This is a genomic window from Nonomuraea antimicrobica (assembly GCF_039536965.1).
GTDB lineage: Bacteria > Actinomycetota > Actinomycetes > Streptosporangiales > Streptosporangiaceae > Nonomuraea > Nonomuraea antimicrobica.
In genome coordinates, this window is record NZ_BAAAZP010000204.1 from 25,273 (window position 1) to 37,532 (window position 12,260).

Here is a 12,260-nt window from a genome sequence, read left to right on the forward strand (position 1 = left end):
CGGTAACATGCCTGCGCGATCGAAAGGAGCTCTCTCGTGCCATATCGCCTCACGGTGATCGGGACCGGATACCTGGGCATCACGCATGCGGCGTGCATGGCGGATCTCGGATTCGACGTCCTGGGCCTCGACATCGATGCCGACAAGATCCGCCGGTTGAACGCAGGCGAGCTCCCCATCCACGAACCCGGCCTCGAACCGGTCCTCCGCCGCGGCCTCGATTCCGGCAGGCTCCGCTTCACCACCTCATATGAGGAGGTCGCCGCCTTCGGCGACGTGCACTTCGTCTGCGTCGGCACCCCGCAGAAACGCGGCGAGTACGCCGCGGACGTCACCTACCTCGACAACGCCATCGAATCGCTGGCCCCGCTCCTCGACCGCCAGTGCCTGGTGGTGGGCAAGTCCACGGTGCCCGTCGGCACCGCCGAACGGCTGGCCGACAAGCTGGCCCGGCTCTCGCCCGCCGGTGGCGCGGCCGAGCTGGCCTGGAACCCCGAGTTTCTGCGGGAGGGCTTCGCCGTCGAGGACACCCTGCACCCCGATCGCATCGTCCTCGGCGTACGCTCCGAGCAGGCGGAGAAGATGCTGCGCGAGGTGTACGAGCCGCTGGGCGAGGTCCCGATCGTGGTGAGCGACTTCGCCACCGCCGAGCTGGTCAAGACGGCCGCCAACGCCTTCCTGGCCACCAAGATCTCCTTCATCAACGCCATGGCCGAGGTCTGCGAGGCCGCGCACGCCGACGTCGAGCTGCTGTCGGAGGCCCTGTCGTACGACGACCGCATCGGCGGCCGCTACCTCAACGCCGGGCTCGGCTTCGGCGGCGGCTGCCTGCCCAAGGACATCAGGGCCTTCATGGCACGGGCCGGTGAGCTGGGGGCGGACCAGGCGCTGACGTTCCTGCGCGAGGTGGACGCCATCAACATGCGCCGCAGGTCCCGCATGGTCGAGCTGGCCAGAGAGCTGGCCGGCGGCTCCTTCCACGGGTGCACGGTGGGCGTGCTGGGGGCGGCGTTCAAGCCGAACTCCGACGACATCCGCGACTCCCCCGCCCTCGACGTGGCCGTCACGATCGGGCAGCAGGGCGGACAGGTCACCATCTACGACCCGATCGCGCTCGGCAACGCCCGTAAGGCTCACCCCGAGCTGAACTACGGCGAATCGGCCATCGAGGCGGCTCGCGGGGCGCACGTGGTGTTGCTGCTGACGGAGTGGCAGGAGTTCGTGCAGCTCGACCCCGACGAGCTGGGGGCCGTGGTCGCCACCCGGCGCATCGTGGACGGGCGCAACGCGCTGAACGCCGAGATGTGGCGGTCGGCCGGCTGGCACTACCGCGCCCTCGGCCGCCCCTGACCTCCAGTTCTCCCCTGAAACGGCCTCTCGCTCCACCTCCGGAAGCTCCCTCACCCCGCCTCCTTGAGCTACCCCTCGCCCTTACTGTTGCAGCCCTCTTGTCCTGTCCCCGGACTGCCCGCGATCAGGCAGCACCGATGGGCCTCATCGGACAGGACACGCCCAGGCGGGCCACTACCAGGCGTTCATGACGGCCGATGGGGCTTCCCGCCGTACTTCGAGCGCGCTCACGCCTGGGGGCTGATTCCGGCAGACCTGACCCGCTGGTGGAGGAAGTCAGGAAGTTCATCGCCAGATGGGAGACTGGGAGCCGTGGCTGACGACCTCCGTCCCCTGATCTTGTTAGACGTTGACGGTGTCCTGAACCCTTATCACAGGCAAGGCCCCACCTGGCTGAGCGTGAAGGCCGTCTGCGACGGCGTGGCCTTCCCGGTGGTGCTCAACCCCGAGCACGGGCCGATGCTGCTGCAGCTCTCCCACGAGACCGGAGCCGAACTGGCGTGGGCGACCACCTGGGTCGAGCACGCGAACCGGGAGATCGGACCCCGGATCGGGTTGCCCGAGCTACCGGTGATCCCCGTCAACTCCGGATCCTCCGCACCTCGCGTCCATCCGAAGACGCCGCCCGTCGCCGCCTACGTCAACCGCAGGCCGTTCGTATGGTTCGACGACGACCTCGAACGCGCCGACCGTCAATACCTGAAATCCCACGACAATGTGGACGCCTTCCGCATCATCGATGTCGGCCCACGGCGAGGGCTCCGTGATCTGCACGTCGAGCAGGCGGCAGAGTGGCTGACGTCTCTCGACGGCAAGGAGCGATCTCGTGGCTGACGACCTCCGGCAACGCTGTACTGACCGGTCCTCATGACGCACCCGCGGGCAGGAGGCCGCTATACCGGGTGACGTACCCACTGGGTGAGCAGAGGGCGGTAGCCGCGGCGGGCCCAGAACGGGGTCGAGAACGGGTTCGGCAGTGCGTGGTGGAGCAGCAGGGACGACACCCCCTCCGCCGCCGCACGGCCGTGGGCCACGTTCGCGAGCGCCGGTCCCACGCCCCGGCCGCGCGCCGACGGCTCGACGTACATGACCCCCAGGTACCCCACCGGCGAGTCGTTCACGACGTCCGCGATCCAGCCCGACCGGGCGGGCGGCTCCACGACGACGCACCCCACGGGCTCGCCGTCCACCTCGGCCAGCCAGCACCACTGATGCGGCAGCACCTCGGCCACCACCGACTCCCTGATGCGCTCCCCGGTGGACGCCCTCTCCGTTACCCAGCCGAACTGGGCGTCGAAGGCCACCAGCCGCTCGTACATCCGCACCAGCGCCTCCAGGTCGTCCGCGGTGGCGGGGCGGACGGCGAGGGAGGAGGCGGCCGGGGCGGGCGGCCTGACACGGTGGACGGCCACCACGTTGATGGGGGCGAAGCCGCGTACGGCCAGCGCCCTGACGGGGACCGTGTCACGGCTCGGCCACGACACGCTCAGCGCCTGACCGGGCGTGTCAGCGCGGGTCCGGGCGAGCCAGCGGTCGAGGAGCGACCCGAACGCGGCCTCCGGGTCGGGACCCGCGACCCTCGCCCGCAGTCGGTGCACGGTCAGCGGGGACCAGGTGGCCTGCAGGCTGTCGGGGTCGATCCGGTCCACCGAGGCCAGGCCGACGGCATGGGGTGCTTCGAGTAATTCGTCCTGGTCCTTGGCCGGAAGGTCGTCCTGACCGGCGACGAGCGGGTCCATGGCGTTCACGCGAGCGGCGTGTCCTTTGATCGGGTCGTCCATGGCGGCACCCTAACTGCCGGTACGCCCAGGAAAAAAGGCGTCTCCCAACGGGCCCGCCATCGACAACAACCCCATCGACCAGACCCTCCGACCAGGCCCGCCACCTAGCTCAACGGCCCCAGAGCCCGACAGCGTTCGGCGGCGTCAGAGTTCGGCGGCCTCGGCGCGGAGTTTCTCGCCCTTGGCGTACGCCTGCTCCTTCAACCGCCCCTGGAACTCCACCATCCGCTCACGCAGCCCGGCGTCGGAGGCGGCCAGGATGCGTACGGCCAGCAGCCCCGCGTTACGGGCCCCGCCGACGGCCACCGTGGCGACCGGCACCCCGGCAGGCATCTGGACGATCGACAACAACGAGTCCATCCCGTCGAGGTATTTCAACGGCACCGGTACCCCGATCACCGGCAGCGGGGTGACGGAGGCCAGCATGCCGGGCAGGTGGGCGGCCCCGCCCGCGCCGGCGATGATCACCTGGAGGCCCCGGGAGGCCGCCCGGGTGCCGTATTCGATCATCTCGACCGGCATGCGGTGCGCCGACACCACATCGGCCTCGAACGGGACCCCGAACTCGGCGACCGCCTCGGCCGCGGCCTTCATCACCGGCCAGTCGGAGTCGCTGCCCATCACGATGCCGATCGTCACAGCGCCTCCTTCTCCGGTGCCTTCTCCGGCGCCGCGGCGGCGCACACGGCCGGTCGTCGGCTTCGGTCTCTCACGTGTACTCCCCGGTCATGAGGTAGACGGCGGCGTGGCGGGCGCGGGCGCGCACGTCGTCGAGGTTGGAGCCCAGGGCCGTCACGTGGCCGATCTTGCGGCCGGGGCGCACCTCCTTGCCGTAGAAGTGCAGCTTGATGCCCGGGTCGTGGGCCATCACGTGCTCGTAGCGCTTGAACAGGTCGGGGTCGTCGCCCCCGAGCAGGTTGGCCATCACGACGACCTGGGCCGTCATCCGCGGCGTGCCGAGCGGGAGGTCGAGCACGGCCCGCAGGTGCTGCTCGAACTGGGAGGTCGTCGAGCCCTCGATCGTCCAGTGACCGCTGTTGTGCGGGCGCATGGCCAGCTCGTTGACCACCAGCCCCCGGGACGTCTGGAACATCTCCACCGCCAGCAACCCGGTCACCCCGAGCTCGTCGGCGATCTTGAGCGCGATGCGCTGGGCCTGGGCGGACTCCTCGGCGTCGAGCCCGGGCGCGGGGGCGATGACCTCGACGCAGATGCCGTCCTGCTGGACGGTCTCCACGACGGGATAGCTCACGCCCTGCCCGTGCGGCGAGCGGGCGACCAGCACCGCCAGCTCCCGCTCGAACGGCACGAACGCCTCGGCCATCAGCTCCACCCCGGTCGCGAACGCCTCCGCGGCCTCGTCGGGCGTGCGGCACACCCACACACCCCGGCCGTCGTAGCCGCCGCGCACCGCCTTCAGCACCACCGGCCAGCCGTGCTCGGCGGCGAAGCGCGCCACGTCGTCGGCGGACGAGACCCGCGCCCACGCCGGGCAGGGCGCGCCGATCGCGGTGAGCCGCTCGCGCATGACGGCCTTGTCCTGGGCGTGCACGAGGGCGTCGGCCCCCGGGCGCACGACGTGGCCGGCCGCGGCCAGGGCCCTGATGTGCTCGGTCGGCACGTGCTCGTGGTCGAACGTGATCGCATCGCAACCCTGGGCGAACTCGCGGAGGTCACCAAGATCACGGTAGTCTCCGACGCGCGTGTCGACGACGACCCGGGCGGCGCTCTCCTCGGGGTTGCCGGCCAGCACCCGCAGCTCGACGCCGAGCGCGATGGCGGGCGGCTGCGTCATCCTGGCGAGCTGGCCCGCGCCGACGATGCCGACGACCGGCCCGATGGGGTGGTAGGAACTCACGCCTGGTGAGCTTACCGGGACGGTACGACTTCCCCCGACGCACCCACGACACCCGACCCCGGCACCGCCCCCGACCAACGACGTCCCAGCCCCGGCACCGCCCCTGACGACGGCCGATCCCCACGCCGAGCATGCCGAGGGGCCGATCACCATGCCGAAGGGCGATCGCCACGCCGGGAGCTGGGCGGCCGTTCCGGGTCGCCTCGCAGGCACGACCGCCCAGCGGCTCACCAGCGGCTCACAGGCGCGACCGCCGCCTCGCGCCCCCGCCCACCCTCGGGCCTCGGGCCTCGGGCCTCGGGCCTCGGGCCGCCACCGCAGCGTAATGCCGCCGTAACAGCTATGCCGGTCATAGGACGATATTTATGGAGGCGTTCTTTGCTGGGTATGTTCATACGTCTGACACCCGGGCTACATCGCCCCCGGTACGCTAGGGAGGTCCGGCTCGACAAAGGAAGGGACCGAGCAGAGACGTGGACGTCGCCAAACGCCTCTACCAGCGGTTCTCGTCCCTTGTGCACGAGCTCGCCAAGTTCGGCAGCATCGGGGCCATCGCGTTCGTGATCGACACGGGGTTGCTCAACTTCTGCAACGTCGTGCTCGATCTGGGGCCGATGACGTCCAAGGTCGCGGCCACGACGGTCTCCACCACGTTCGCCTATCTGGGCAACCGCTTCTGGACCTTCCGCGACCGCGAGCAGAGCGGGCTGGGCCGCGAATACTTCCTGTTCTTCCTGCTCAACGGCATCGCACTGCTGTTCGGCGTGCTGACGATCGGCTTCGCCACCTACACGCTCGGCCTCGACGACCCGCTCAGCCTCAACATCGCCAACATCGTGGGCGTGGGGTTCGGCACGCTGTTCCGCTACTGGTCGTACAAGAAGTGGGTGTTCCTGGAGGCCACCGAGCCGATCCCGGTGGAGCTGCCCGAGACCGGCGGGGTCAGGCCGGACCGCTGACCACCCGGTTCCTGCTGCCGTCGTCCTCGGCGGGCCGCAGGAAGATGGCGAACGTCGCCGGCCGCCGCAGCACCAGCTCCAGCCGTCCGCCGTCGGCCGCGGCCAGCGCGCGGGCCAGCGTCAGGCCGAGCCCGGTGCCTCCGCCGCCGCTGACGTTCCGCTCGAAGATCTTGGGGGCGATCTCGTCGGCGATGCCGGGGCCCTCGTCCGCGACCTCGATCACCACGTAGTTCTCGCCGCAGGTCGTGGTCACGGTGACGGGGCCGCCGCCGTGCCGCAGGGAGTTCTCCAGCAGCGAGGCGATCACCTGGCCGAATCCGCCGGTGGTGGCCATGGCCTTCAGCCCTCGGGTGCCTTCGAGGCGCAGGATGCGTCCCGCGTCCCGGAAGACCGGCTCCCATTCGGTGATCTGCTGGATGATCACCTCGTCGACCGCGACCGGCTCGGCCTGGGCGTGGCGCTGGCGGCGGGCGGCGGCCAGCAGCTCGTCGATCACGGCGGTGAGCCGCTCGGCCTGGACGATCGCCGCCTCACCCTCCTCGCGCACGGTCTCCGGCTCGTCTGAGGAGGCCACGATCTCCTCCAGGCGCATGGTGAGGCCGGTCAACGGGGTGCGGAGCTGGTGGGAGGCGTCGGTGGCGAACTCCCGCTCGCGGGTGAGCAGGTCGGAGATACGGGTGGCGCTGCGGTCGAGCACCTGTGCCACGCGGTCGAGCTCGGGGATTCCGTAGCGGTGCTTGCTCGGACGCGCGTCCCCGGAGCCCAGCCGGTCGGCGATCTTCGCCAGGTCCTGCAAGGGCAGCGTGAGCCGACGTGACTGCACCACGGCCAGGCTCACGGCCACCGCCAGTGCGGCGACGGCCAGGGCCACGATGAGCAGCAGACGGGCCCGTACGTCCTGCTCGACCTGGTCACGGTCGCGGCTGATCCGTACGTAGACCCCGGTGTTGGTCTGGGCGTCCTCCGTCATCAGGTGACCGGACGGCGGGGGCTCGCCGACGACGGTCACCCTGAGGGGGGTTCCGCGTTCCCAGATCTGGATGAACCGGCCCGGGTATTTCTGTTCCAGTTGCTGGGGGTCGAGCGGCGTCTCCTGGACGCGGGCATACTCCACCTCTCCCACGAGACGCTTGGCTTCCGCCCCGAGCTCCTGAGCCGCCTCATCGACGATCAGACGGCTGACGACGACGCCCAGGGGGACCCCCAGCAGCAGGACCGCGATAACCGCGACGACCAGGGTGGAGGAGAGCAGTCGGCGGCGCATCTCCTACTCGCGCTCGAACCGGAAGCCGACCCCCCGGACGGTCGTGATGTAGCGCGGCTTGGCCGCGTCGTCGCCGAGTTTGCGCCTCAGCCAGGAGATGTGCATGTCGAGTGTCTTCGTGGAACCCCACCAGTTGGTGTCCCAGACCTCGCGCATGATCTGTTCGCGGGTGACGACCTTGCCGGCGTCGCGGACCAGGACGCGCAGCAGGTCGAACTCCTTCGTGGTCAAGTGCAGCTCTTTCTCCCCCATCCAGGCGCGGCGCGAGTCGGCGTCGATGCGCACGCCCTGGACGACCGGGGTCTCGGAGGTGCCGCGCCGCAGCAGCGCGCGCACCCTGGCGAGCAGTTCGGCCAGCCGGAACGGCTTCGTGACGTAGTCGTCGGCGCCGGCGTCGAGGCCGACGACGGTGTCGACCTCGTCGACACGGGCCGTGAGTATGAGAACCGGAGTGCCGTGGCCCTCCGCGCGGATTCGGCGGGCGACCTCGAGGCCGTCCATCTCAGGCAGGCCAAGGTCAAGGACAATGAGGTCGATGCCGCCCGATAGCGCCCTTTCCAGGGCTTGTGGGCCGTCGGGACTCACCTCGACCTGATAGCCCTCGCGGCGCAACGCACGCGCGAGCGGCTCAGAAATCGAGGTGTCATCCTCGGCGAGAAGTACGCAGGTCATGAAGCGATCGTAGGACCTTAGGCGATCGTTTCCCGGGCACAGCGCGCGGTTTGACTCGTCGTTGACCTATCCATTGACCTGGGCAAACACGAATAAAATACGGTACGTCGCGATTAAAACGCCGCCGCCACCGGCCAGGGATTCATCGGACGATCATTCCCGGCCGGATGGCCTCGCTTCTCCGCCTGCCCGCGTTTCCCCCAGAATCGCCCGAATCCGGGTACATCAGGGAATGTCAATGAACGCACCGACACGGGACCGATGCGAGGCCGATCCGGCGCCGGTCAGTCGTCCGTGGACGGCGGCTCGGCGTAGCGGGCCAGGTAGAGCTGCTCACCGAGGTTGCGGATGAGCCCCAGCTCGGTCTCCAGGTAGTCGATGTGCTCTTCTTCGTCCCGGAGGATGTCCTCGAAGATGTTCGCCGAGGTGATGTCGCCCTTCTCCCGCATGAGCTGGATCGCCGGGCGCAACCGGTGCACCACCGACATCTCCACCTCGAGGTCGGCCTTGAGCTGCTCTTCGACGGTCTGGCCGATGTGCAGCGTGCCCAGGCGCTGGTAGTTGGGCAGGCCCTCCAGGAAGAGAATGCGATCGGTGAGGCGCTCGGCGTGGCGCATCTCGTCGATCGACTCGTAGCGGGTGTGCTCGGCGAGCTTGGTGTATCCCCAGTTCTCCTGCATCTTGGAGTGCAGGAAGTACTGGTTGATCGCGGTCAGCTCCGCGGTCAACTGCTCGTTGAGCAACTCGATGATCTGCTTGTCGCCCTGCATAACGGGCCCCTCGTCGCTATCCGGCTATGCGGTCGTCAGTTCTTCAGACCGTTTCAGGATCGCACAGATCTTCCGTACACAACGGGCACAGTCACCACCGGCACCAGTGGTGTCGCGAATCTGCTTCGCACTCGTCGCCCCGGCGGCGATGCAGTCGTGCACGTCGTTCTCCGTCACGGCACGACAAACGCATACGTACATCCGGGGACTTACCTCTCGCGAAGGGGGCGGCACCTTTGGGCGCCTATAGGTTAGGCACACCTAAGGTAGCCCACTTCGGTAAGGCTTGCCTATGTTGGGTGGGTCACACTCCCCTGTCCACGCCCTCAGTGGCCGCGGGCGATCCATTCCTCCAGGTGCGGCGCCTCCGCGCCCACCGAGGTCGAATCGCCGTGCCCGGTGTGGACGACGGTCTCCGGCGGGAGGGTGAGCAGCCGTTCCCTGATCGAGTCGATGATGGTCTCGAACGAGCTGTACGAGCGTCCGGTCGCCCCCGGCCCGCCCTTGAACAGGGTGTCACCGCTGAACAGCGCCCCCAGGTCGGGCGCGTACGCGCAGACCGCCCCCGGCGAGTGACCCGGCGTGTGCAGGATCTGCAGCCCGATCCCGCCGACCGTCAGCTTCTCGCCGTCGTCCAGCGGCTCGTACGCGACCTCAGGCCCGTACACCTGCTCCCACAGCACCTGGTCGGCCGGGTGCAGCCGGATCGGCGCCCCCGTCCGCCCGGCCAGATCGCGGGCGGCGTTGATGTGGTCGTTGTGCGCGTGGGTGCAGACGATGGCCCTGACCGCGCGCCCGCCCACCCGCTCGGCGATCGCCGCGGCGTCGTGGGCGGCGTCGATGACCACGACCTCGCGGGCGTCGCCGACGAGCCAGACGTTGTTGTCGACGTCCCAGGTGCCGCCGTCGAGGGAGAACGTGCCCGAGGTGATCACGCGGTCGATCATCAGAAGACCACCACCGAACGCAGCACCTCGCCGCGGTGCATCTTGGCGAACGCCTCCTCGACCTGGCCGATCCCGATCGTCTCTGACACGAACTTGTCCAGCGGCAGCCGGTTCTGCAGGAACAGGTCGATGAGCACGGGGAAGTCGCGGGAGGGCAGGCAGTCGCCGTACCAGGAGGACTTGAGCGCGCCGCCGCGGCCGAAGACGTCGAGCAGCGGGAGTTCGAGGCGCATCTCCGGCGTCGGCACGCCGACCAGCACGACCGTGCCGGCCAGGTCGCGGGCGTAGAACGCCTGCTCGTACGTCTCGGGCCGGCCCACCGCCTCGATGACGACGTCGGCGCCGTGGCCGCCGGTGAGGTCTCTGATGGCCTCGACCGGGTCGCTCTCGCGCGAGTTGATCGTGTGGGTGGCACCGAAGCCCTTGGCCCACTCCAGCTTGCGGGCGTCCACGTCGACCGCGATGATCTTCGCGGCCCCGGCCAGCGACGCGCCCAGGACCGCCGCGTCACCCACGCCGCCGCAGCCGATGACCGCCACGCTGTCGCCGCGCGTGACCCCGCCGGTGTTGATCGCCGCGCCGAGTCCCGCCATCACGCCGCACCCCAGCAGGCCCGCGACCTCGGCCGGAGCCTCGGCCGAGACCTTCGTGCACTGGCCGGCCGCCACGAGCGTCTTGTCGAGGAACGCGCCGATGCCGAGCGCCGGGGACAGCTCGGTGCCGTCGGCGAGGGTCATCTTCTGCCGGGCGTTGTGGGTGGCGAAGCAGTACCACGGGCGTCCGCGCAGGCAGGCGCGGCACTGGCCGCACACCGCGCGCCAGTTGAGTATCACGAAGTCGCCGGGCTCGACCTCCGTGACGCCGGGGCCGACCGCCTCGACGATCCCCGCCGCCTCGTGGCCGAGCAGGAACGGGTAGTCGTCGCTGATCCCGCCCTCCCGATAGTGCAGGTCGGTGTGGCACACGCCACAGGCCCGCACGTCGACCACCGCCTCGCCCGGACCCGGGTCCGGGACGATCACCGTCTCGAGGGAAACTTCCTGACCCTTGCCTCGGGCGACGACGCCCTGCACTTCGTACGGCATGCCAGTCATCTTGTGTCAGGAGGATGATCTCCGCAAGACATGGGGCCGCACCGCGCCGGGCACTCCTCGGTGAGGTCGGCCCGTACGGGGTCCGCCCACGGCGGCGAGACCCCCTCAGCGGCCGTCGACCTCGCCGTCGGAGGCGTCCTCCACCAGCCGGAACAGGTCGGTGCGGACGTCCTGGATCCTCGGGATGTCGCGCAGCACGATCTCGCCCCGGTCGCCCGCGGACTCGACGGTCAGCGTGCCGCAGCCGAGCAGCCGCTCGGCGAACGTCTGGTCGGAGCTGACCGTGTTGACCTTCGTGATCGGGATCTCGTCGGTCGACTTGTTGAGCACCCCCGTGCTGATCGTGAAGCGGTGCGTGGTGAGCACGTAGCCGGTGTTCTTCCACTGCAGGTACGGCACGAACGACCAGATCGTCAGCAGGACGAGTCCGAGGACGACGACGGCGATCCGGGCATGGACGGAGTAGGCGAAGTCGCTCGGAACGAAGTAGATCGCCGCGCCCGAGACCGCGGCGATGAGGACCAGCGCGATGAAGGGGACGACGAGCCGCTTCCAATGGGGGTGGAAGGACCGCACGCGCCGCTCACCCTGCGTCAGATGGTGGTCGGGAATGGTCATGGCCCAAATCGTGCCACCATCGCCGCCCGGCTGCCACGGCACCGCGAAAACGCCACCGGTTCAGGCCGGGCCGCCGTCGCCGTGGCTAGTCGATCGCGCGTACGTGGACGACGTCGCCCACGCTCAGCGTGTAGCGCTCGCCCTCCGCCTCCACCTGGAGGTGGCCGAAGCGGTCGATGCCGGTGGCCAGCCCGGTCACCGACTGCTCCCCCGGCAGCTCCACGCGTACCTGCCGCCCGACCGTGGCGTTGGCGGCGAGGTAGGCCGAGCGCAGGCCGGACGCCTCCGCGTCGCCCATGGCCGCGGTCCAGTCGCGGTAGTGGCTCTCGATCTCCCTGAGCACGGCCCGCAGCAGCGGGTCGCGGTCGGTGCAGGCCGCCTTCTCGATCTCCAGTGACGTGGCGGTCTCGACGGGCAGCTCGCCGGGCCTGAGCGTGACGTTCATGCCCATGCCGATGACGACGGCGTCGTCCACCCGCTCGGCCAGCACCCCGGCCAGCTTGCGCTCGCCGATCAGCAGGTCGTTGGGCCACTTGAGGCGTACGTCGACCTCGGCCAGGCGGCGGACGGCGGAGGCGGCGGCGACGCCGTACAGGAGGGAGAGCCAGCCCTGCGCGGCCAGGGGCACGCGCGGCCGGAGCAGGATCGAGAACGTCAGGCCCGAGCGGGGCGGCGCCACCCAGACGCGCCCCAGCCGCCCACGGCCCGCCTCCTGCGCCTCCGCCACCAGCACCGTGCCCTCGGGGGCGCCTTCGGCAACGGCCCGCGCCAGGTCGGCGTTCGTGGAGCCGGTGCTGTCGACGACGGTGACACCGGTCCACAGCGAGCCAGGACGGACCAGGGCGCGGTTGAGTGCCGCCTCCGAGAGCGGGGGCCGGTCGAGGTCGGAGTAGCGTGAGTCGGGCATCTCCCCATCCTCGCAGGCGGGAAGGCGGAGCGATGAGCCC

Annotated in this window: 14 protein-coding genes; 3 read left to right on the forward strand and 11 right to left on the reverse strand. The window is 69.9% G+C overall.

Going from position 1 to position 12,260, the window contains the following annotated elements:
* Window positions 1–36: 36 nt before the first annotated feature.
* Entirely contained in the window at window positions 37–1,350 is a 1,314-nt protein-coding gene (locus ABD844_RS44990; protein WP_344893329.1) for a UDP-glucose dehydrogenase family protein, read from the forward strand.
* 312 nt (window positions 1,351–1,662) lie between these two features.
* Window positions 1,663–2,184, forward strand: a complete 522-nt coding sequence (locus tag ABD844_RS44995) for an HAD domain-containing protein (RefSeq protein ID WP_344893332.1) — start codon at window positions 1,663–1,665, stop codon at window positions 2,182–2,184.
* Between the two features lie 59 nt (window positions 2,185–2,243).
* On the opposite strand, the gene ABD844_RS45000 is transcribed toward ABD844_RS44995, so the two are convergent.
* The 3 genes from ABD844_RS45000 to ABD844_RS45010 form a co-directional block, all read right to left on the reverse strand.
* Window positions 2,244–3,131 (reverse strand): GNAT family N-acetyltransferase, encoded by an 888-nt coding sequence (locus ABD844_RS45000; protein WP_344893335.1) that lies wholly within the window; start codon window positions 3,129–3,131, stop codon window positions 2,244–2,246.
* A 144-nt stretch (window positions 3,132–3,275) separates the two neighbouring features.
* Window positions 3,276–3,752, reverse strand: a complete 477-nt coding sequence (purE, locus tag ABD844_RS45005) for a 5-(carboxyamino)imidazole ribonucleotide mutase (RefSeq protein WP_344893433.1) — start codon at window positions 3,750–3,752, stop codon at window positions 3,276–3,278.
* An 88-nt stretch (window positions 3,753–3,840) separates the two neighbouring features.
* Window positions 3,841–4,989 (reverse strand): 5-(carboxyamino)imidazole ribonucleotide synthase, encoded by a 1,149-nt coding sequence (locus ABD844_RS45010; RefSeq protein WP_344893338.1) that lies wholly within the window; start codon window positions 4,987–4,989, stop codon window positions 3,841–3,843.
* Between the two features lie 473 nt (window positions 4,990–5,462).
* On the opposite strand from ABD844_RS45010, the gene ABD844_RS45015 reads away from it, so the two are divergent.
* Entirely contained in the window at window positions 5,463–5,948 is a 486-nt protein-coding gene (locus ABD844_RS45015; protein WP_344893341.1) for a GtrA family protein, read from the forward strand.
* Here ABD844_RS45015 and ABD844_RS45020 read toward each other — a convergent pair.
* From ABD844_RS45020 to ABD844_RS45055, 8 genes are all read right to left on the reverse strand, one after another.
* Complete coding sequence (locus ABD844_RS45020) at window positions 5,932–7,212, reverse strand: ATP-binding protein (protein ID WP_344893344.1); 1,281 nt, start codon at window positions 7,210–7,212, stop codon at window positions 5,932–5,934. The genes ABD844_RS45015 and ABD844_RS45020 overlap by 17 nt on opposite strands.
* A gap of 3 nt (window positions 7,213–7,215) precedes the next feature.
* On the reverse strand, window positions 7,216–7,884 hold the full coding sequence (locus ABD844_RS45025) for a response regulator transcription factor (RefSeq protein ID WP_043620820.1): 669 nt from the start codon (window positions 7,882–7,884) through the stop codon (window positions 7,216–7,218).
* Window positions 7,885–8,168: 284 nt separating this feature from the next.
* Entirely contained in the window at window positions 8,169–8,654 is a 486-nt protein-coding gene (gene bfr / locus ABD844_RS45030; RefSeq protein ID WP_344893347.1) for a bacterioferritin, read from the reverse strand.
* 24 nt (window positions 8,655–8,678) lie between these two features.
* On the reverse strand, window positions 8,679–8,855 hold the full coding sequence (locus ABD844_RS45035) for a (2Fe-2S)-binding protein (RefSeq protein WP_344893350.1): 177 nt from the start codon (window positions 8,853–8,855) through the stop codon (window positions 8,679–8,681).
* 125 nt (window positions 8,856–8,980) lie between these two features.
* Entirely contained in the window at window positions 8,981–9,601 is a 621-nt protein-coding gene (locus tag ABD844_RS45040; RefSeq protein WP_344893353.1) for an MBL fold metallo-hydrolase, read from the reverse strand.
* Window positions 9,601–10,686: an S-(hydroxymethyl)mycothiol dehydrogenase gene (locus tag ABD844_RS45045; RefSeq protein WP_344893356.1), complete on the reverse strand. Its 1,086-nt coding sequence runs from the start codon at window positions 10,684–10,686 to the stop codon at window positions 9,601–9,603. The genes ABD844_RS45040 and ABD844_RS45045 overlap by 1 nt, the downstream gene beginning before the upstream one ends.
* Window positions 10,687–10,800: 114 nt before the next feature.
* On the reverse strand, window positions 10,801–11,313 hold the full coding sequence (locus tag ABD844_RS45050) for a PH domain-containing protein (protein WP_344893359.1): 513 nt from the start codon (window positions 11,311–11,313) through the stop codon (window positions 10,801–10,803).
* An 85-nt stretch (window positions 11,314–11,398) separates the two neighbouring features.
* Window positions 11,399–12,220 (reverse strand): biotin--[acetyl-CoA-carboxylase] ligase, encoded by an 822-nt coding sequence (locus ABD844_RS45055; RefSeq protein ID WP_344893362.1) that lies wholly within the window; start codon window positions 12,218–12,220, stop codon window positions 11,399–11,401.
* Window positions 12,221–12,260 lie beyond the last annotated feature (40 nt).